A 22,793-nucleotide genomic window follows, 5' to 3' on the forward strand; every position below is an offset into this window, starting at 1 on the left:
ATATTATGGATCGTATCGCTGGAATTATTAACCTGGACCATGAGCAGGATATGCTCGATGAACTCACATACTTCCGCTGCGGGGCAGCGGTTCCTTTTGCTGGACGCTACCGGATGATTGATTTCGCTATTTCCAATATGACCAACTCCCGGATTGAATCCGTAGCTGTCTTTGCAAGAAGAAAATACCGTTCGCTGATGGACCATCTCGAACAAGGAAAAGCCTGGGATCTGGACCGCAAACGGGGCGGTCTTTTCATCCTGCCCCCTGACTGGAATGATCCGACCGATATTTCCCGCGGGGATCTGCAGCATTTCCATAACAACATCGATTTCATCAACCGGACGCTGGCGGATTATATCGTCATCTCCGGTTCCCAGCACATCTGCAACATCGATTATCAGGATGTCCTGCAGGAGCATAAGGAATCAGGGGCGGACGTAACGGTCATTTATAAAAAAGTAGACGAAATGTATTCCGAGCATGAACGCGCTCACAAGCTCGATATCGATGGGAATAACCGTGTGACGAATATTCACAATGATCGAAGCAGCCATAACGTCTATATGGATATGTACATCATTGACAAGGAATTTCTATACAATCTGATTGAGAAGTGCATTGCCCATGGATGCTCCAACTTCTTCCTGGATGGGATCAAAGGAAAGCTTCCGAACATTCATATCAATGCTTATGAGTACCACGGCACTCATGCGCTGATCAATTCGGTGGAAAGTTATTACCGCAACAGCTCCAAGTTGTTGAATGCCTCTGAGCATGATGAGTTATTTAAAGAGGATGCACCGATTTTCACGAAGGTGAAAAACGAAGCACCATCGAATTATACCCAGTCATCACACGTGACAAATACAATGGTGGCCAACGGGTGTGTCATTGAAGGGGAAGTCGAGGACAGCATCCTGTTCCGCGGTGTCAAAGTAGGAGAAGGGGCGGTCATTAAAAACTCCATCATCATGCAGCGCTGCGAGATTGAAGAAGGAGCGGTCCTGGAAAATGTCATTCTTGATAAGGATTGCACCATTTCCAGTGGCAAGACGCTGATTGGAGCACCTGAAAAGCCGTACGTACTAGCGAAGCGGCGATCAATGTAATCCCCTTTGTCAGGGACTGTCTGGACCTTACCGCTCGGGCAGTCCTTTTTCTTTAACAATGGTTAAGTGATGGATTGAACAAAGATAAGGAGTGGATATACGTGAATATTTTAATGGTTGGTTCAGAATGCACCCCTTTTGTAAAAACCGGTGGTCTTGCTGATGTGCTCGGTACTCTGCCGCATGCCTTGAAGAAACAGGGCGCCGATGTCCGTGTCGTCCTGCCGAAATATGAGAACATGGATGATCACTGGAAGGAACAGCTGACCCACCTGGATGAACTGGATATCACGCTTGGGTGGCGGAGCCAGTATGCAGGAATCGAATATATCAACTATGAGGGCATTCCCGTCTATTTCATAGATAACGAATATTATTTTAAACGTTCCAATCTTTATGGGTATGGAGATGAAGCCGAGCGGTTCGTTTTCTTCAATAAAGCGGTTATGGACTTTATCTGCACGCTGGAATGGACTCCGGATATCCTGCACTGCCATGACTGGCAGACCGGTCTCATCCCTGTCTACCTACATACCCATTATAAGGATGTGGAAAAGCTTCAAGGTATGAAAACGGTCTTCACGATCCATAATTTGAAGTATCAGGGGATTTATCCGCAGTCTGTCCTGCATGATCTGATGGACTTTGATGAAAGCATGATGAGAGATGATGCGTTCGAATTTTTCGGGAACATCAACTTCATGAAGGGTGCTTTGAACTACGCCGATTTTATTACAACGGTCAGCGAAACTTATGCAAAAGAGATTCAAACGCCCTATTATGGGGAAAACCTAGACGGAGTACTTAGAAAACGGACTGACGAATTAATCGGAATCGTCAACGGCATCGACGAGCATAACTATAACCCTATGAAAGACGAAGCCCTTGCTTTTCCGTATCGCAGCTCCCTGATCAAGAAGGCTCAGAACAAGATGTGGCTGCAGGCTGAATTAGGTCTGCCTGTACGTAAGGAAGTACCGATGATTGGCATCGTTTCCAGATTGGTGGAACAAAAAGGGTTCGACTTGATCGGAAGGGTGATTGACGAGCTGCTTTATCATGATGATGTTCAAGTCGTCCTGCTTGGTACGGGTGAATATCAATATGAGCAGCTGCTTCAATGGGTACAGCACAGACACCCCGAAAAAATGTCAGCGAATATCCGTTTTTCAGAACCATTATCCCGTCAGATTTATGCGGCCAGTGATATGTTCCTCATGCCTTCCCGTTTCGAACCGTGCGGGATTGGTCAGCTGATTGCCTTAAGGTATCTGTCTGCTCCAATCGTAAGGGAAACAGGGGGACTTGTGGACACCGTCCAGCCATATAATGAAGAGACTGGGGAAGGGAACGGATTTTCATTTACAAACTATAACGCCCACGACATGCTGTACACGATCCGCCGGGCCGTCGAATTCTATCAGGAGCCTGCTTCTTGGCAGAATCTTGTAAAAAACATCTGCAAGAGTAAGTTCACTTGGAAAAACTCTGCGGAGCAGTACATGGATTTGTATCAAACGATGTTCCGGTAGAGCTGATAGGAGGAACCTTTATGGTGATGTTCAGTAGCAAAGAGGAATTCAAGGCCGCGTTTAAGGAGCAGTTGGAGGACCGGTATGGGCGGACGCTGGAGACAGCTTCGGAGTATGATACCTACCGCGCGTTAGGGGCGCTGATTCAGGAGAAAATCAATGCCAAATGGCTTCACACCCAGCAGCATTACAAGCGTAATAAAACGAAGCAGGTGTTTTATTTCTCGATGGAATTCCTTATGGGGCGTCTGCTTGGGAACAATCTATTAAACATGGATGTTCTGACACTTGTAGAAGAAGGACTGGAGGAGCTTGGTTTGTCCCTGTCCGGGTTGGAAGAGAAGGAAAGTGACGCAGGACTCGGCAACGGCGGTCTCGGCCGTTTGGCGGCTTGTTTTCTGGATTCCCTGGCCTCTTTGGAGATGGCTGGTCACGGCTATGGCCTCCGGTATAAGTACGGCATGTTTGATCAGCATATCATCGACGGGAAACAAGTGGAATTTCCTGATTACTGGCTTTCCAAAGACTTCGTCTGGGAAGTAAGGCGCCCGGATGAAGCAATCGAAGTCCGTTTTGGCGGACAGGTATCTTCCACACGTGACAAGGACGGAAAGCTGCATTTTAAGTATGAGCACTACGAACCGATCCAGGCGGTGCCTTATGATGTCCCGATTGCCGGATATAAAAACGAAACCGTGAATACGCTCCGGTTGTGGTCCGCAGAACCATCTGTCGGAGACACAATGTCCCGTGCTGAAAAAGAAGGGGAGTTCGGTCATTTTCTCGGCCATAAACGTTCGCTGGAATCTATTTCGGATTTCCTATATCCGGATGATTCTACAGAAGACGGTAAACGCCTCCGCTTAAAGCAGGAATATTTCCTCGTTTCCGCCGGTGTCCAGTCGGTTGTCCGCTATTTTGAAAAACTGGGAGTGCCATGGTCCTCCTTCCCTGAAAAAGCAGCCCTCCATATCAACGATACCCATCCGGCCCTCGTCATTCCTGAACTGATGAGGATCCTTATGGATGAGAAAGGAATCGGCTGGGAGGAGGCATGGGAGATCACCCGGTCCTCGGTTTCCTATACGAATCATACAACCCTTAGTGAAGCGCTGGAGTCCTGGCCTGTAGGTCTTGTCCGCTCGCTGCTGCCACGGATTTTCATGATCATCAATGAAATCAATGAGCGTTTCTGTCAGGAGCTGTGGAGCACTTACCCAGGCGATTTCGACCGCATTGCCGACCTTGCCATCGTAGCGGACGGTCAGGTGAAAATGGCCCATTTATCCATTGTCGGAAGTCACAGCATTAATGGTGTGGCAAAACTCCATACAGAAATTTTAAAACATCGCGAAATGAAACGATTCTTCCATACATTCCCGGATCGCTTCAACAATAAAACCAACGGAATTACTCACCGCAGGTGGCTGATGCACAGCAACCGTAAACTGACGTCACTCATTACGGAAGCGATCGGCGACACCTGGATCCACGAGCCGCAGCAGTTAAGCCGGCTGATGAGCCGGAAAGATGATTTAAGCTTCCTTGATCAGCTTCACGATATCAAGCACCAGAATAAAGTGGAATTTGCAGAGTGGGTGCAGCAGACGCAGGGAATCACCGTCAATCCGCACTCCATATTCGATGTCCAGATTAAACGGCTCCACGGTTATAAGCGTCAACTGCTTAATGCTCTTCATATTATGCATTTATACAATGAATTGAAGGCAGACCCTGCCATGGAAATGGTACCGAGGACTTTCTTTTTCGGAGCCAAGGCTGCCCCGGGTTATCATTTCGCGAAAACGGTCATCCAATTGATCAACCGTATTGCAGAAGTGGTCAACAATGATCCTGCTGTAAACGATTATATAAAAGTGGTGTTCCTTCCGAACTATTCCGTGTCCATGGCAGAGAAAATCATTCCAGCGACCAATATAAGTGAGCAGATATCCATGGCTACGAAGGAAGCTTCGGGTACAGGGAATATGAAATTCATGATGAACGGCGCAGTGACCGTGGGGACGATGGACGGGGCGAACGTCGAAATCCACGACCACGTCGGGGATGATAACATTTACATTTTCGGTCTCACTTCTGAGGAGATCTGGGAGTATTACAATCAAGGCTCCTACTCTTCCAGTGAGATTTATCATAATGACGACCGGATCCGCCGTATTCTCGATGAATTGATTCACTACAGTCCTTTTTCTAAAGGCGAAACGGAATTCCAGGCCATTTACGATGCTTTGGTCACCTATAATGACGAGTACTTTGTACTGAAAGATTTTCCAGATTATCTGCTGGCTCAGAAGAAAGTCAGTCAGGATTATCAGCGAAAGCGTCAGTGGAACTTGAAGAGTCTCGTAAACATCGCCCAATCCGGTGTGTTTTCCAGTGATCGCACGATCCAGGAATACGCAGAGGAGATTTGGAAAATCAATCGTGTCGGGGCGCTGAAGTAGTTATATAGGGGGACGGATTTGTGAGACAAAAGGAAATGTATCATAACAGCTTTGAGGAATCCTATAGAGAGCCTTTCGGTGCTGCGCCGAAAGGTTCTGCTGTTACACTGAAACTGGATGTGCTCAACCGCCATCGTGTATCCCATGTCATCCTTCACTATATCCTTGACCGTACGGATCATGAAAAGACGAAGGAAATGGACGTATGCAGCGAGGAACACCAGTGCACGACATATGAAACGACTATAAAAATGCCGGAAAGTCCACAGCTGATCTGGTATTTCTTTGAAATCATCTCCGAAGACCGCACCCTTTTTTACGGACGGGAGCGGAGTAATGAGAGCGGGGAAGGCCGGATTTATGATCATATCCCCCCTTCCTGGCAGATTACGGTTTATGATCCTGTTTACGAAACGCCGGAATGGTGGAAGAATGCTACGATGTATCAAATATTTCCCGACCGTTTTTATGCAGCCGGTGACATTGATATGAAAAAAGCACCGGAAACGAGCCTTGTACATGCCCATTGGGAGAATGACCCTGTTTATATCCGCAATGAGCGAGGAGAAGTCATCCGCTGGGACTTTTTCGGTGGCAGCCTGAAAGGCATTACGGAAAAACTTGATTACCTCGAGACACTGGGCATTACCGTTCTTTACTTGAATCCAATTTTTGAAGCCGAAAGCAATCACCGGTATGATACGGGGGATTATCATAAGATTGATGAACTGCTCGGTACAAAGGAAGACTTCGAGGTGCTGATTGAAGAAGCGGAAAAACGAGGCATGGAAGTTATGCTGGACGGGGTGTTCAGTCATACCGGGAGCAACAGTATTTATTTCAACCGGGAAGGGAAGTACGACTCCCTTGGTGCCTATCAATCCAAAAATTCCCCTTATTACAGCTGGTATACATTCCACAACTATCCCAACGAATATGATGCCTGGTGGGGAGTAGGGACTCTCCCTACACTCCGGAAGGAAAATGAAGATTACCAGAACTTCCTGATTCACGATGAAGACAGTGTCATCAAAACGTGGCAGAAGTCAGGGATGAAGCACTGGCGTCTTGACGTAGCGGACGAGTTGACCGATGACTTGATCCGGCAGATTTACACCCAGCTGAAGAAGAAGGATTCATCCAGTGTGCTGCTTGGGGAAGTGTGGGAGGATGCGTCCAACAAATCAGCCTATGGAAAACGCCGCGACTATTTTCTCGGGGGCGTCCTGGATTCAGTGATGAATTACCCGATGCGGCGGATCCTGCTCGACTTTATTAAAGGGGACATGGATGCCTACACGGTGCACAGGCGCTTGATGACTTTATGTGAGCACTATCCGAAAGAATACTTCTATGCCGTCATGAACATGCTCTCCAGTCATGATGTCGAAAGAATTTATACGATGCTGGCAGACTTTCTGCCGGATGACTTTTCCGATGAGCAGAAAGAGCAGCTCATCTTCAAGCAGATCAAGGCTCTCAGTCTATGGATCTATGCTTTTCCGGGTGTGCCTTCCCTGTACTATGGCGATGAAGCCGGGCTGACAGGCGGAGCAGATCCGGATAATCGTAAACCTTATCCGTGGGGAAGAGAAAACCAGGAACTGCTTGACTGGTATACCAAAATCGGGAGTTGGCGGAAAGAGCATGATGTTCTTCGTACAGGGCATTGGAAGTCCTTTGCCCTGGATGATGATGTTATCGGATTTGAGAGATGGAATGAAAACAATGTCGACCATTTTGGAAATGAAGCGGCGGACGAGCGGATTCTCTTTTTGTTCAACCGGAACCTCCGGGAAAAGCGGGAGATTAATATCCCCATTCAAAAAGGGAAATGGCAGCAGCTGGAGAACAAGAAAAGTATATTCAGTTCGAAAAATAACTGGCTGACGATCAAACTGGATCCGTCAGAGAATATGATTCTAAGGTTAATGAAATAGGAGGCGTAACCAATGGGTTTCTTAGATGGATTAATGGGAAACGCGTCCGAAGTGGACGTAACGAAGCTTGAAAAGGATTTGAAAGATATCCTTGCCGGTGGAGAGCAGGTAGAGAGCGGTTATAAAGTGCTCCGCGACTCGTTTATCTTCACAAACAAACGGCTGCTTCTCGTGGATAAGCAGGGCATGACGGGGAAGAAAGTGGAGTACCACTCCATCCCGTATAAAAGCATCACCCATTTCAGCGTAGAAACAGCGGGCAGCTTCGATATGGATGCTGAGCTGAAGATATGGATTTCAGGGTCATCCGAGCCGATCGGAAAACTTTTCAAGAAGGACAGCCCGATCGAATCCGTTCAACAAACACTGGCTGAACATGTATTATGACCTTTGCAGCCTTCTTCCGTATAAAGGAAGAAGGCTTTTGCTATTGAAAAATGACTGCCGTTCAAGCATCATAGAAGTACATTATTATGAAAGCGTTACCAAAGAGGTGTTCTCATGAAGCTTGAGCTTGTTCAGAAACAAACGACAGGTTTATTTATGACAACGGAAATGCGCCAGGCCGTTCAAATGCTTCAATATTCAGCGGGTGAGTTATGGGAGTATGTGCAGCGGGAGGTTGATGAAAACCCGCTCCTTCATTTTTCTGTCGACGCTTCATCCATGTTCTACAAGCAAGGTGCATCGATGAATTTTATGGAAGAGATGACTCCTGATCAAGCATCATGGAGGAATAATATAGAGGACCAGATCCGGCTGTTGGAGGTGCCTGCAGAGACGAAAGAGATGCTGATTTTTCTTGCAGGGCATCTGAATGATGACGGTTTTTGTGAAGCATCGGACGAGGAGACAGCAGAAACCTTTCTTACGACGGTGGAATCAGCGAGGAGCATACGCATGTCTATGGTCAACCTGGATCCCGAAGGTGTAGGCTGCCGGAACATAAGGGAGTATTTGGTTTTTCAGGCTGCCCGGCGCTTTCCTGAGGATGAAAAACTGCCGCTGATCATCCGGCATCACTTGGATGATCTGGCCCTTGGAAACTGGGAGGAGATTGAAAAGTCTGCAGGCATACAGCGGAAGGAAGGAGAGGAAGCACTTTTGCGGTTAAAGCAGTTGAATCCGAGACCGCCGGCTTCCACTTTATCTCCATCCATTCCATCTCTCCCGCCTGATTTAATATTGGAAGAAACGGCAGAAGGGTATCAGCTTCACGACCCTTATTCCATGACGAAATACCTTGGGTGGGACCACGAACTCCTTGAGTTATACGATACCAAAGCAGAGGCCGCCGGTTTTTTTGAAGAAGACTATAAACGGGCCCGATGGCTGATTCAAAGCCTGGAAAGCAGGAAGAACACTCTCCTGCAGACGGCCGAGGTCGTCGTCCGTCATCAGCAGGAGTTTTTCCGGGGCCGTTCGCTGCAGCCGTTGACGCTGAAGAATGTGGCAGGTCAGCTCGGTGTGCATGAGTCCACCATCAGTCGTGCGGCTGCCAATAAAGTCATGCAGACACCAAAAGGACTGTATCCCTTGAAAAGCTTTTTCGTCACGGGGTATCAAGGGGAGGACGGAAGAGGATATTCATCGGGTTATGTGAAAGAAAGGATCACCGGGATGATCCAGGGGGAAAATAAAAGGAAACCATATTCCGACCAAAGCATCAGCCGCCTCCTGCTTCAACAGGAAGGTCTTCACATATCCAGAAGGACGGTAGCCAAATACAGGGAAACTATGAAAATTCCATCCTCCTCACGCAGGAAGGACACGTCCAAAAAGCTTCACCTCCTACATTCCTAGGTTAATATTCTCCTGAATGGGGGATAGACTATTAAAGTGGAGTGAAGGAGGAGAGAAACGTTGAAGAAGATCATTGATTATACGAAAGCGGTCATCAAGGAATTTCAAAAAGATAACGTCCCTCTGCTTGGGGCTGCCCAGGCTTATTATTACTTACTATCCATTGTTCCGATGTTGATTCTGCTATTATCTATACTCCCCTATTTGAATATTGATTCAGAAACGGCGATCCAGGCCATGGGCAACGTTCTTCCGAGCGGCACCGTTGATGTATTCCGTGAAAATATCGTTGCAGTAGTGGAACAGCCGAACGGGGGGCTTCTTACAGTTGGTATTCTGGGTACGCTCTGGTCCGCTTCCAGTGGCATCAATGCGTTCATACAATCGGCCAATGAAGCTTATGAAGTAGAAGAAACGAGGTCGTTCATCAAAGTGAGACTGCTGGCGGTCGCGTTGACGATAGGCATGATAGTAGCGATTGTCGTCGCTCTTGCGCTCCCAGTGTTCGGACAAGTCTTGATTGATTTCATCAACCTTCCAGCTCAGACGGAAATACTGATGCAGGTGCTGCGCTGGGTGATCAGTATATCGGTCATCGGTCTCGTATTGATGGCCCTTTATCACTTCGCCCCAAACAAGAACATTCCATTCAAGCATATTCTTCCGGGGGCAGTGATTACTGCGCTTCTCTGGCAGGTCATTTCCCTGGCTTTCTCGTTTTACGTAACGAACTTTGGAAACTACTCTGCAACGTATGGAAGTCTCGGTGGTGTCATCATTCTTATGCTTTGGTTCTTCCTGACCGGTATCATCTTAATGGTCGGTGCGGAAATCAATGTCGTCTATCACCGACGCCACGGAGGCAGGAAATCAAAAGCGGCTTAAATGTGAAGGAGGTCTCCCGTCCTATGAGGAGACCTCCTTTTTTAATGGAGGGAAAGGTTGAATTTCTCAAGAAGTTCAGGCAGCGTCGGCCGGTCATGTCCATTTCTTCCTTTCCCGGGAACTGCATAAAGCAGTGATTCCAATACAGCTTCTTCGCAGGACTCGCGTACAGCTCGGAATGCCGCATCGATATCCTCTTCATGAAGCATTTCTAAAGACAGGGGCTGGTCCGGTTTGTCATGCGGAATGGTTCCAGCGGTTGTAAAACCGATGACAACTTCACCACTGCCGTTACCGATAATAGACCCCGTCCTCGATAATCCGGCTGCTGCCCGTTTGAGTATCCGCTTCAACTGCCGCTCTGTGACCGGGAGATCCGTCGCGCAGATGACCATCACCGAACCGCGGTCCTTCTCCTGTACCTGATGTGCTTCGTTCAGCTCTTTCCCAACCGCTCTTCCATCTATCCGCAGGTCACTCAGCGTCCCGAAGTTGGTCAATGTCAGAACGCCGAGGGTATAAGATCCGTAGGCGAGGTCGATTTTACGCGAAGCTGACCCGATGCCGCCTTTCATGGAGTAACATACCATGCCTGTCCCCGCTCCCACACTTCCTTCTTCAAACTCATCTTCCGCTCTTTGCAGCGCATGCCATACATCCTCCTTCGCTACACTGCGGTTTCGGATATCATTCAAATGCATATCATTGCACTCCCCGACGACGGGGTTGACCGTCCCTGTCGTCCGTCCGATTTCAGGGTTCCGCTCCAAGCTGTAATCAACGAGGGCATCGTAAACCCGGCCGACTGCGAACGTATTGGTTAAGGCGACAGGGGTTTCCAACGTCCCCATTTCTTCGATCTGGATTAATCCGGTGGTTTTGCCGAAGCCATTGATGACATGCGAGGCGGCCAGCAGCTTTTGTTTGAAAAGGTTCCCTTCATGAGGAAGGATGACCGTTACGCCTGTGCGTGTGTCTCCGTCTGTCAGTGTTTGATGACCGACTTTGACACCGGGTACATCGGTAATTTGATTTCGTCTCCCCGTCTGCATCTCTCCAATTGTAATTCCGTATGTTCTTGTTTTTGTTCCCATCCATAAACCCTCCCTGCCTTCCTACTACTTTCTAAATGAAGAGATGAAATTCCTTTTTATGTATGAAAATACATCCTTCGGTTTTAATATACGTTCAAACGCTTGTAGATAAAGGTTTTTTGTATGGAAAAGTGAATAAAATAAATTTTCTTTTGAAAAATCTCAAAAAATATTTGGTTGCGCTTACATCGTTTTTATAAGTGGATTTGTAAAGGATTGTCATTGTCGTATTTGCATGAAAATTCAGCGGTTATGCCTGATGAGGGCGTGATTCTTCCATATGTTCATGCTATACTAGTAAGAAACTGAAAAGACAGAATTTTTCTATTATTGCCTGCAACCTTCAAGAATAAGTCCGCTAGGGGGAAAGATAATGCAAAAACACGGATATCCTGTTCCGCAGGGGCTGTATCATCCGGAAAATGAGCATGAAGCTTGTGGTATCGGAGTTATTGCCAACATCGATGGGACAAAGAGTCATAGTATTGTAGAAAATGCCATCACGATTTTATGTAATCTGGAGCACCGGGGCGGTCAGTCCGCGGATATCAGTACAGGGGATGGTGCCGGTATTTTAACCCAGATTCCTCATAAATTCTTTGAAAAACAATGTGAGAAAGAAGATATATACCTTCCGGAGGCTGGGAAATACGGGATCGGCATGGTGTTCTTCCCGGAAGATCATGGCTTGAGAGTCGACTGCATGCAGCGCTTTCAGCGTATCGTTGAGGAAGAAGGACAGCAGTTCCTTGGCTGGCGTACTGTACCCGTCAACGACTCCTTCGTAGGAAAAGATGCGAAAAAGACGAAGCCATTCATTCGTCAGGCTTTTGTAGCTCCTTCTGCAAATATCCAGACGCAGATGGATCTGGAACGCCGTTTATACATCATCCGCAAACGTGCGGAAAGCGAAATTGCTTCCTTGGACCAGTATGATGACTTTTATATCAGCAGCCTGTCTTCCAATACGATTGTGTATAAGGGCATGCTGATTCCTGAACAACTGGACTCCTTTTATATTGATTTGAACCATCCTGATTTTAAAACCGCCCTCGCCTTAGTACACTCTCGATTCAGTACGAACACCTTCCCGAGTTGGAAACGATCACATCCAAACCGCTATACCATCCATAACGGAGAGTTTAACACCCTCCGCGGAAATGTGAACTGGATGAGAGCGAGGCAGGAGCTTTGTGAGTCTGAATACTTCAGCAAAGAAGATCTGGATAAGCTTCTGCCGGTCATTGATGCCAACGGAAGTGACTCATCCATGTTCGATAATGCGTTTGAGTTTCTTTACTTATCCGGTCGTTCTCTGGCCCACACGGCTATGATGATGGTCCCTGAGCCATGGTCCAATGATGAGACGATTCAGGAAGATAAGAAGAGCTTTTATGAATATCACAGTACGCTGATGGAACCATGGGACGGCCCGGCAGCCCTTGCCTATACGAACGGGAAGCAGATTGGTGCCTGTCTGGACCGTAATGGTCTGCGTCCTGCCCGATACTATGTAACGAAGGACGGCATGATCGTGCTCGGGTCTGAAGTTGGTGCGCTCGATATTTTCGCTGATGATATTTTGTACAAAGATCGACTGCACCCTGGCAAAATGCTGCTCGTCGATCTTGAAGAAGGGAAAATCATCCCGGATGAAGAGATCAAGCTTCAGATTGCCCGTGAGCATCCGTACCAGGAATGGATTGATGATCATAAATTCGATTTGGAAGACCTGCCTGAGCCGGCTGCAGAACACCGACCGATCGGAAATCTGATCGATCAGCAGCTCGCTTTCGGATACACGACAGAGGAATTGAATAAGATCCTCATGCCGATGGTGACGGATAAAAAAGATCCGGTCGGTTCGATGGGATATGATTCTCCGCTGGCTGTCCTTTCCAAGAAACCTCAGCTGCTTTACAGCTATTTCAAGCAGCTGTTTGCCCAGGTGACCAACCCACCGATCGATGCCATTCGTGAAAAACTGATTACGATGGTGGAAACGACCATTGGTGCCGAAGGGAACCTGGTGGATCCTAAACCCGACAGCTGCCGTCAAATTCGTCTGAAGACACCGATTCTGACGAATAAAGAGCTCGAACAGCTTCGCCAGCAGACGGTGGAAGGATTCAAACCGGTCACACTGTCGACGTTATTTAAAGCGGAAGAAAATGAAATGAAAGCTTCGCTCGACCGTTTATTTGAAGAGGCCGATCAAGCGGTGGAAGACGGAGCGACACTGATTATCCTTTCTGACCGCGGTGTGAATGGTGAGTATGCAGCCATCCCGACGCTGCTTGCTGTTTCAGGTCTCCACCACCATCTGATCCGCGAAGGGACGAGAACGAAAGTCAGTCTGCTTGTGGAAACAGGGGAAGCGCGTGAAGTCCATCATTTTGCAACACTTCTGGGCTACGGGGCAGAAGGGATCAACCCCTACCTTGCCTATGAATCGCTGCGTGACCTTCTTGAAACCGGTCAGTTTGAAGCCGTTTCCCATAACGAAGCTGTACAGACGTACATTAAAGCGGCAACAGACGGTATTATTAAAGTCCTCTCCAAAATGGGGATTTCAACCATCCAAAGTTACCGGGGAGCCCAGATTTTTGAGGCTGTCGGTATTCGGATGGATGTGATCGATCAATACTTTACCCGGACGGCTTCCCGTCTCGGCGGAATCGGTCTGGACATCATTGAAAAAGAAGTATTGATGCGTCATGAAACAGCCTTCAGTGAGGACCGTGGCGGAAACCGTACGCTTGATGCGGGTGATGATTATCAATACCGCAAAAATGGTGAGGATCACCAGTACAATCCGCAGACGATCGCGACACTGCAGCACGCCTGCCGTGCCAATGATTATGATCTTTTCAAGCAGTACTCGCAGATGCTGACGGATGAAAAGCATAACCTTCAATCCCTGCGTGGACTTTTATCCTTTAAAAAACGGCCGTCCATTCCGTTGGATGAAGTGGAATCGGTTGAAGACATTACCCGGCGCTTTAAAACCGGTGCGATGTCCTTCGGTTCCATCAGTCAGGAAGCCCACGAGGCGCTTGCTGTCGCGATGAACCGGATCGGAGGCCGCAGTAACTCCGGAGAGGGCGGGGAGAACCCGGCCCGTTTTGAACCGGAAGAAAATGGTGACCTGAAACGAAGCGCTATTAAACAGGTAGCTTCCGGACGATTTGGCGTAAATAGTCACTATTTAGTGAATGCCGATGAAATCCAGATCAAGGTCGCCCAAGGGGCGAAGCCCGGGGAAGGTGGACACCTTCCTGGTAAGAAAGTGTACCCGTGGGTAGCCGAAGTCCGCGGCTCCACGCCAGGCGTTGAGTTGATTTCACCGCCTCCGCACCATGATATTTATTCCATCGAGGATCTGGCTGAGTTGATCTACAACTTAAAAAATGCCAATCCAAAGGCTCGTGTCAGCGTGAAACTTGTATCGGCTGTCGGTGTAGGAACCATTGCTGCTGGTGTAGCGAAAGGCCGTGCCGATCTCGTTCTGATTAGTGGTTATGACGGTGGAACAGGGGCTGCGCCGCGTACAAGTATTAAGCATACCGGTCTTCCGTGGGAAATCGGTCTGGCTGAAACCCACCAGACACTTGTGCTCGACCGGCTTCGTGACCGCATTGTCGTTGAAACAGACGGTAAGATGATGACCGGCCGAGATGTCGTTGTCGCCTCTCTTCTTGGAGCGGAGGAGTATGGATTTTCCACAGCCCCTCTTGTTGTCCTAGGCTGTGTCATGATGCGTGTCTGCCATTTGAACACATGTCCTGTTGGTGTAGCCACCCAGGATCCTGAACTTCGGAAGAAATTCACCGGTGAAGCCGATCACCTTGAAAACTTTATGCGCTTCATTGCCCAGGAAGCGAGGGAGATCATGGCAGAACTCGGCTTCCGTACGATCAACGAAATGATCGGACGGACGGATGTGCTTGAAACAAACGAAGCCATCGATCATTGGAAAGCGAAGGGTGTGGACTTGTCTGCGCTTCTTTACCAGCCCGATGTACCGGACAACTATGGTTTATTTGCTGTGCGTAAGCAGGATCACGGTCTGGATAAGACCCTCGATATGGAAGAACTGCTCCCGTTATGTAAAGATGCGATCGAAACGGGTAAACCGATGAAATATACCGGGTCGATCCGCAACATCCACCGGGTGACAGGGACGATTTTGGGCAGTGAGATTACCCGCCGCTACGGCGCAGAAGGCCTGCCTGAAGATACGATCAACCTGACATTCAAAGGTTCAGCAGGACAGAGCTTCGGAGCTTTCATTCCTAAAGGGATGTCACTGCGCCTGATCGGAGATTCCAATGACTATGTCGGTAAAGGACTGTCCGGAGGGAAGATCATCGTCCACCCTTCATCCAAGTCTTCGTTCCGTCCGGAAGAAAACACGATTATCGGAAACGTGTCTTTCTATGGAGCATCCGCTGGAGAAGCCTATATCAACGGTCTTGCCGGGGAGCGCTTCTGTGTACGGAACAGTGGGGCGGATGTCGTCGTCGAAGGTGTCGGGGACCACGCCTGTGAATATATGACGGGTGGAAGGGTCGTCGTCCTTGGAGGTACCGGACGTAACTTTGCTGCTGGTATGTCCGGAGGCGTCGCCTACGTTCTTGATGAAACAGCCCACCGTTTTGAAACGAAGTGCAACAAGGAGCTTGTGCTTCTGCAGCAATTGCAGGATTCACAGGAAATCCAGGAGCTTTATGATATGATCGATCGTCACGTATCGTATACAAACAGCCCGTTGGGACAGAAGATCCTTGCGGAGTGGCCGCAGTACGTGAGCCGATTTGTCAAAGTGATTCCAAGAGATTACCTGCACATGCAGGAACGCATTCAGCGCCTGAAAGAGAGCGGACTGGACAAATTTGACGCAGAAATGACAGCTTTTGAAGAGAGAAACAAACCGGTGGAAACCGTCAAATAACAGCGGAGGGGGAGACCTGATGGGAAAGTCAACTGGATTTATGGAATATACGCGCCAGGCTATACCTGAGCGTGATCCTGAAGTTCGAACGAAAGACTGGGAAGATTACACGCTTCCCCTTTCAGATGAAGAAGTACAAAAGCAGGGGGCCCGCTGCATGGACTGCGGCGTTCCGACGTGTCATTCCGGAATGGAAATCAACGGCATTACGACTGGATGCCCGGTCTATCACTTGATTCCCGAGTGGAACGACCTCGTCTATCGAGGGAAATGGAAGGAAGCTCTTGAGAAAGAACATGAAATGAACAATTTCCCGGAGTTTACCGGATTTGCCTGTCCGGCTCCATGTGAAGGCGCCTGTGTGCTTGGCATAAATGAGCCGCCTGTTGCGATTCGTAGTGTAGAGCGTTCAATCATTGAAAAAGGTTTTTCGGAAGGCTGGGTAACTCCTCAGCCGCCGGCCTCCCGCACAGGTAAAAAAGTGGCGGTTGTCGGTTCCGGTCCGGCCGGCCTTGCTGCCGCTGCGCAGTTGAACAAAGCCGGGCACTGGGTGACGGTATACGAGCGGAATGACCGTGTCGGCGGACTGCTGACCTACGGCATTCCGGAAATGAAGCTTCCGTACTCCGTCGTGGAACGCCGTGTGAACATTCTGAAGCAGGAAGGCATTCAATTCCTGACCAACACAGAGGTAGGGCGTAACTACCCTGTTTCCCGCTTGAATGAAGAATATGATTCGGTCATTCTATGCGGCGGTGCTACGACACCGAGGAACATCGACGTAAGTGGAAGAAGCTTGAAAGGCGTTCACTATGCGATGGATTTCCTTCATTCCAATACGAAAAGTCTTTTGGATTCGGACCATGAAGACGGCAACTATATCAGTGCCAAGGGTAAGAATGTGATCGTGATCGGCGGGGGAGATACAGGAACAGACTGTATGGCCACATCCATGCGCCATGAATGTAAAAGTCTGACCCAATTTGATATCTACGATAAGAAGAGCAGCGTCCGCGATAATGAAACAAACCCGTGGCCGCAGTATCCAATTATCCACCGTGTGGAATATGGGCAGAAAGAAGCGGAAGCTGAATTCGGTAAAGATCCGAAAGCTTATGCAGTCATGACGAAAAAATTCGTCGGTGACGAGAACAACCGCATCAAGGAAGTGCATACCATTGATGTCGCTCTTTCCTATGATGAAAAAGGGAACAAAGTACGTACGGAAATTCCGGGGACGGAAAAAGTGTGGAAGGCGGACCTTGTCCTGCTTGCGATTGGATTCAGCGGGCCGGAGCAGGATCTCATTGAGAAGCTGGGCATAGAAACGACCGTCCGCTCCAATGTAGCTGCACAATATGGCAGATACACGACCAATGTAGATGGCGTGTTTGCAGCGGGCGACATGCGACGCGGACAAAGCTTGATTGTGTGGGCAATCAATGAAGGCCGTGAAGCAGCCCGTGAATGTGATCGTTACTTGATGGGTACGACGCAGCTGCCTTAACTATCAAAAAAGGGGGGACAACGATGTCCCCCTTTTTTTATGGTCTACCTGATTCATTGTTTTTGTTTTCTAAAAATAATAATAATGTCGTTTAAGTTGTCGAACCCTCGGGTACTTTTAGATTGTAATGGTTATTTTTTACTTACCATTCTAAACATAATCAGAGGAGGAGCACAATGAGCGACAAGCGTACAAAAAAGGATGAGCAGCTGGATCAGTACAGAGTAGATGATTCTGGTAAACATATGACCACCAACCAGGGAGTGAAAGTATCTGAGGATGAATTCTCCCTCAAAGCTGGTGAGCGCGGCCCTACTCTTATGGAGGATTTTCACTTTCGCGAAAAAATGACCCACTTTGACCATGAACGTATCCCTGAGCGTATTGTGCACGCCCGAGGTTTTTCTGCTCATGGAGAATTTCAATTATATAAATCACTTGAAAAATACACGAGTGCTGACTTTTTGACGGATACATCGAAGACAACCCCGACGTTTACACGTTTTTCTACCGTGCAGGGGTCCAAGGGCTCTGCGGAGACTGTTCGTGACGCCCGAGGTTTTGCTACGAAATTCTATACGCAGGAAGGGAACTTTGATCTTGTAGGAAACAACATTCCCGTTTTCTTCATCCAGGACGCAATCAAATTCCCCGATTTAGTTCACGCTGTTAAGCCTGAACCGCATAACGGTATGCCGCAGGGGGCATCCGCCCATGATACGTTCTGGGATTTTGTTGCCCATAACCAGGAATCTGCGCATATGGTGATGTGGACAATGTCCGATCGTGCCATTCCACGCAGTCTGCGTATGATGGAAGGTTTCGGTGTACATACCTTCCGCCTTGTGAACAAAGAAGGCGTCGCACACTTTGTGAAGTTCCATTGGAAACCTGTTCTTGGAACGCATTCCCTCGTTTGGGACGAGGCTCAGAAAATTAATGGAAAAGACCCGGACTTCCACCGGGGTGACCTTTGGACCTCTATTGAAAACGGGGATTATCCGGAATATGAACTTGGCTTCCAGGTGATTGCGGAAGAAGATGAATATAAGTTTGACTTCGACCTTCTTGATCCGACGAAGCTTTGGCCGGAAGAAGACGTACCTGTCGAAATCGTCGGTAAACTGACGATGAACCGCAACGTCGATAACGTCTTTGCTGAAAACGAACAGGTCGCCTTCCACCCGGGCCATCTTGTACCAGGCATCGACTTTACGAATGACCCGCTGCTACAGGGGCGTCTTCACTCCTACACGGATACGCAGCTGATCCGCCTCGGCGGCCCGAACTTCCACGAACTGCCGATCAACCGTCCGGTCTGCCCGTTCTTTAACAATCAGCGTGACGGCTATGGACGTCAGACGATCAATAAAGGACCTGTGGCTTATCACAAAAATGGTCTGGCTGGCAACACGCCGGCACCTGCGAGCAAAGCAGAAGGCGGCTTTGAGCATTATCAGGAAAAAGTGGACGGCCATAAAGTCCGTGCACGAAGTGAAAGCTTTAAGGATCACTTCTCCCAGGCGACCCTGTTCTGGAACAGCATGAGTGATCATGAAAAGAATCACATCATCAATGCATTCAGCTTTGAACTTGGAAAAGTACAGAGTGAGGATGTGCGTGAGAAAATCGTAGAGATGTTCTCCAACGTAAGCCTTGAGCTCGCCCAGTCTTTTGCGAAGAACATCGGTGTAACCCCTCCGGAATCCGGTGGTTCGAACGTGACGAAATCTTCCCCGGCGCTCAGCCAGGCGAATACGGTTCACTCTCCGGCAACGAGGACGGTCGGTGTCATTCTTGCTGACGGTTTTAATGGTCAGGATGTGAGACAGACATTGGAGCAGCTGGAATCCCAAGGGATCATCACAAACATTATCAGTAACCGTCAAGGGATGCTGAAAGGTGATGATAATTCAGAACTGAAAGTGGACCATACGTTCCTCACGGTGGATTCCGTTCTTTATGATGCGATTTATGCTGTCGGAGGTGCTGATGCGGATCAAACGTTCGCCAAGCAGTCCGGTAACTTCCTGTCTGAAGCGTTCATGCACTTCAAACCAATTGGAGCGACTCACGAAGGTGTGGAATATGTGCAGCAGAACGATATGGACGGCCAAAGCGGCGTCATTACAGGAGACAACGCAGAGCAGTTCGCCAAACAGTTTGGTGAAGCTGTTGCCGCCCACCGCTTCTGGGATCGTGAAGTCATGTAAAAAAATAAAATGGAGGATGGATTTGTCCGTTCTCAGGCTGCCGGGGAATTTTTCCGGCAGCTTTTTTTTCTTCGTTGTTTCAAAAATGCAGGATTAAGGGAATAGTAAAAGAAAATCCAAACACAATGAGGTGATCGCATGATTCGTACGATCCTGATGATTATCGGCTTAATAGTAGTAATCAGCTTTATTATCTCTCTTATATAGGAAGTACATCCGGACGGTGCATTCGACTTGCACCGTCCGTTTTCTTCTGCAGGATGACAATGGGAGAAAGAAGGACAGCCGTCTGCATCATGTATAATGAGGATATGGTTTGAAAAAGGGAGGTAATAAAGTGAGAGAAGCTGTGGAACAACATAAGGAACAATTTATCGAAGAACTCAAGCAGTATCTGCGTATACCGAGTATTTCGTCGCTGTCTGCATATAAAGGAGAGGTTCGCCGGGCGGCGGAATGGACCGCCGAAGCTTTGGAAAAGGCCGGAATGGAGCATGTGGAAGTCATCGAAACGAATGGTCATCCACTTGTTTATGGTGACTGGCTCCATGCCCCTGATAAGCCGACCGTGCTGGTGTACGGTCACTATGACGTCCAGCCGGAAGACCCTGTTGACCTTTGGGACACACCGCCGTTTGAGCCGGTCATCAAAGACGGCAGGATTTATGCACGTGGAGCGACCGACGACAAGGGCCAGCTGTTCATTCATATCAAGGCGGCCGAGCTTCTGATGAAAGAGCATGGAGCGCTGCCTGTGAACGTGAAGTTTATCATCGAAGGGGAGGAAGAAGTGGCCAGTCCGCATCTCGGTCCTTTCATTGAGGAAAATCAAGAGCGTTTATCCTGTGATTCTGTCGTGATTAGTGATACTTCCTTCAGCGGCAAAGACCAGCCGGCGATCTGCACCTCCCTTCGTGGGGCGCTGGCGATGGAAATGACGGTCCGGACCGCAAACTCTGATCTTCACTCTGGTACATATGGAGGCGGCGTACCGAATGCGGTTCATTCGCTCGTCAACCTGTTGGATTCCCTTCATGATTCAGAGGGGAGAGTCTCTGTAGAGGGCTTTTATCAAGGCGTTCCGGAACCGACCGAAGAACTCCGCCGGGAAGTCGCTGCCGTTCCTTTTGACGAAGAAGAAACGAAACGCGCACTGGATATAGACGACCTTTACGGAGAAGCCGGGTTTTCATTTAAAGAAAGAACAGGCATCCGCCCGACGCTCGAGATCAATGGCATGACAGGCGGTTTCCAGGGCGAGGGACTGAAGACGATTGTTCCAAAGGAAGCCTCCGCCAAAATCAGCTGCCGTCTCGTTGGTGATCAAAATCCACAGGCGGTTTATGAATCAATAGAACGCCATGTGAAGCAGCATAAGCCTGCCGGGACCAAAGTCAGTCTGGAGAAATTCATTCAAGCGGACCCTGTCGCCATGGATTCTCAAAACTCCTTTATCCAGGCTGCGGCAGAGGCTTATGAGGATGTCTACAAGGTGCGTCCGCTGTTTCCGAAAGAAGGCGGGTCCATTCCCATCGTGGAAGTATTTGGACGTGTCCTGGATGCCCCTGTCGTATTGATGGGTTTTGGTCTTCCGACAGAGAATCTCCATGCCCCTAATGAACACTTCCATCTGGATAATTTCACAAAAGGAATCGAAACGGCCGCCCAATATCTTCAGAAGTTATCATGAAAGAAAGCTGGCACCCACACGGGTGTCAGCTTTCTTTTTCAGCGAGATGGAGGATGTGCTGAATGAACGGTTCCTTCGCTGCGGTATAGCGGGAGCGGTTCTTTTTGTGTGTGACGGCAAGGCGGCTTTTCAACCTCTGATAGTCCATGGCTTTTTCCGGATGTTTCATGAGATAGTCGCGAAAGGCAAGCTTATCCCGCCACTCGTTTCCTTCATACGCTGTGATGTGAAGGTGACACGTTCCGTTCCCCGGCTCTCCTTTACGAAAAAAGTACCGCTCCTTCCATTCGAGCTTTGGCACATATGTATAGCCGGCTTTCTGCAGAGCATGGATGAAGGAACCATTTAGATCAAGGCGGGGAAGACCGAGCATCAGGTCAATCACCGGCTTTGCTTTCATCCCGGGGACAGCTGTGCTCCCTATATGCTCGACAGGGTAGTCCTGATCAAGAAAGCTCAAGATTTCAGCCTTTTCTTCAGCAAATATCTCAGGCCATACGTGCTGGTAGTTGTGCAGCTGGATATCGCCCATCCTTTTCCTCCTTTACGGGTACGTTCCTATGATTCTATCACGAGATCATTGTCTTTTTTTGTCAAAATAACCCTTTCTCCGTGTTAAACTAATAGTAAATGCTTATAGAGGAGGAAGGTTATGGAACCAACACAGCTGAAACCTAAATCATTTGGGGAAATTCTTGATACATCGTTCAGCATATCGAAGAAGCATTTCCCGTCTTTATTTCTTATGCTGTTATTTTTAATCGGCCCGATTTTCATAGTCGATTACTTGTTCATGATTGTAAGCGGTATTGATCTTTTCCGCGAAACATCCGGCGGAGGATTCGGAGAGCAGCTGATGAACAACCTGGACAGTGCGGGAAACATACAAGCTTCGGTTGCTGCTAACCTGGGAATTGGAATGGAAATGGTGTACCTGGGGTTGAACACCATCTTGAATCTCGTGCTCTATACAATGGCTCAGGCTGCGGTCATCATTGCAGCCGGCAAAGTCATCAAAGGAGAAAGCTGGACGAAAAAAACAGCAGTAAAAGGGGCCTTTTCAAGGTTCTGGCCGTTGATTGGAAGCTCTTTGCTGCTTGGGGTCATCGTCTTTGGAGTCTTTTTCGTTTTCTTTATTGTCATTGGATTTGGCGGGATCGGACTGACCCTTGCGGCTGGAGACGGAGCTGGATTTATTCCGATCATTCTCCTCGTCCTCGGTTTTATCGCGCTGCTCGCTTTTTTTGGAACACGACTGAGTATGTTCTTCGGATCGGTTGTTTACAAAAAAGCAGCGCCTGGGTTCACAGAAAGCTGGAAATTAACGAAAGGAAGATTCTGGGCGACGCTCGGGTTATTTGTTGTCTTCGGCATCATCATATTCCTGCTAACTTCTATATTTGATGCGGTTTCCATTATTCTTCTTGGAGGAAGTGTAGCCGGCAAACTTTTGACCGACCTGTCTACACTCCTCGGAACATTGTTTTTAATGGTTGGTTACACGGTCCTGTTGTACGATTTGAAGACCCGGAATGAGGGCGGAGACTTGAAGGATATGATTGCTTCCTATAAAAACATGTAATCTGCGAAGGGCTGAA

General features: G+C 48.5%; 14 protein-coding genes. 12 read left to right on the top strand and 2 right to left on the bottom strand.

What is annotated here, in order from left to right; translation table 11 throughout:
• Window positions 1-5 precede the first annotated feature (5 nt).
• From glgD to ACXAJH_RS08310, 7 genes are all read left to right on the top strand, one after another.
• Window positions 6-1,112, top strand: coding sequence for a glucose-1-phosphate adenylyltransferase subunit GlgD (gene glgD, locus ACXAJH_RS08280; RefSeq protein WP_474969987.1), 1,107 nt, complete (start codon window positions 6-8; stop codon window positions 1,110-1,112).
• 101 nt (window positions 1,113-1,213) lie between these two features.
• A complete protein-coding gene (glgA, locus tag ACXAJH_RS08285; protein ID WP_474969986.1) occupies window positions 1,214-2,644 on the top strand; it encodes a glycogen synthase GlgA in 1,431 nt (476 codons plus the stop codon).
• 26 nt (window positions 2,645-2,670) lie between these two features.
• Window positions 2,671-5,109 (top strand): glycogen/starch/alpha-glucan phosphorylase, encoded by a 2,439-nt coding sequence (locus ACXAJH_RS08290; protein ID WP_474994119.1) that lies wholly within the window; start codon window positions 2,671-2,673, stop codon window positions 5,107-5,109.
• A 20-nt stretch (window positions 5,110-5,129) separates the two neighbouring features.
• Complete coding sequence (locus tag ACXAJH_RS08295; protein ID WP_474993603.1) at window positions 5,130-7,049, top strand: glycoside hydrolase family 13 protein; 1,920 nt, start codon at window positions 5,130-5,132, stop codon at window positions 7,047-7,049.
• 12 nt (window positions 7,050-7,061) lie between these two features.
• Window positions 7,062-7,436, top strand: a complete 375-nt coding sequence (locus ACXAJH_RS08300; RefSeq protein WP_027956766.1) for a PH domain-containing protein — start codon at window positions 7,062-7,064, stop codon at window positions 7,434-7,436.
• A 114-nt stretch (window positions 7,437-7,550) separates the two neighbouring features.
• Window positions 7,551-8,852: an RNA polymerase factor sigma-54 gene (gene rpoN / locus ACXAJH_RS08305; protein WP_474993605.1), complete on the top strand. Its 1,302-nt coding sequence runs from the start codon at window positions 7,551-7,553 to the stop codon at window positions 8,850-8,852.
• Between the two features lie 60 nt (window positions 8,853-8,912).
• Complete coding sequence (locus tag ACXAJH_RS08310; RefSeq protein ID WP_474970742.1) at window positions 8,913-9,737, top strand: YihY/virulence factor BrkB family protein; 825 nt, start codon at window positions 8,913-8,915, stop codon at window positions 9,735-9,737.
• Between the two features lie 41 nt (window positions 9,738-9,778).
• On the opposite strand, the gene ACXAJH_RS08315 is transcribed toward ACXAJH_RS08310, so the two are convergent.
• Window positions 9,779-10,831, bottom strand: coding sequence for a DmpA family aminopeptidase (locus ACXAJH_RS08315; RefSeq protein ID WP_474970743.1), 1,053 nt, complete (start codon window positions 10,829-10,831; stop codon window positions 9,779-9,781).
• 373 nt (window positions 10,832-11,204) lie between these two features.
• On the opposite strand from ACXAJH_RS08315, the gene gltB reads away from it, so the two are divergent.
• From gltB to ACXAJH_RS08335, 4 genes are all read left to right on the top strand, one after another.
• Complete coding sequence (gltB, locus tag ACXAJH_RS08320; protein WP_474970744.1) at window positions 11,205-15,785, top strand: glutamate synthase large subunit; 4,581 nt, start codon at window positions 11,205-11,207, stop codon at window positions 15,783-15,785.
• Window positions 15,786-15,804: 19 nt separating this feature from the next.
• Window positions 15,805-17,292 carry a glutamate synthase subunit beta gene (locus ACXAJH_RS08325; protein WP_474969980.1) on the top strand — a complete coding sequence of 496 codons (1,488 nt, stop codon included), beginning with the start codon at window positions 15,805-15,807 and terminating at the stop codon, window positions 17,290-17,292.
• 176 nt (window positions 17,293-17,468) lie between these two features.
• Window positions 17,469-19,505: a catalase gene (locus tag ACXAJH_RS08330; RefSeq protein ID WP_474969979.1), complete on the top strand. Its 2,037-nt coding sequence runs from the start codon at window positions 17,469-17,471 to the stop codon at window positions 19,503-19,505.
• A gap of 337 nt (window positions 19,506-19,842) precedes the next feature.
• A complete protein-coding gene (locus tag ACXAJH_RS08335) occupies window positions 19,843-21,195 on the top strand; it encodes a dipeptidase (RefSeq protein ID WP_474969978.1) in 1,353 nt (450 codons plus the stop codon).
• Window positions 21,196-21,220: 25 nt separating this feature from the next.
• Here ACXAJH_RS08335 and ACXAJH_RS08340 read toward each other — a convergent pair whose 3' ends face one another.
• Window positions 21,221-21,727, bottom strand: a complete 507-nt coding sequence (locus tag ACXAJH_RS08340; RefSeq protein WP_474970745.1) for a GrpB family protein — start codon at window positions 21,725-21,727, stop codon at window positions 21,221-21,223.
• A 120-nt stretch (window positions 21,728-21,847) separates the two neighbouring features.
• On the opposite strand from ACXAJH_RS08340, the gene ACXAJH_RS08345 reads away from it, so the two are divergent.
• Window positions 21,848-22,777 (top strand): hypothetical protein, encoded by a 930-nt coding sequence (locus ACXAJH_RS08345; RefSeq protein WP_474970746.1) that lies wholly within the window; start codon window positions 21,848-21,850, stop codon window positions 22,775-22,777.
• Window positions 22,778-22,793 lie beyond the last annotated feature (16 nt).

It is taken from the genome of Halobacillus sp. ABD4_316, from assembly GCF_056161385.1.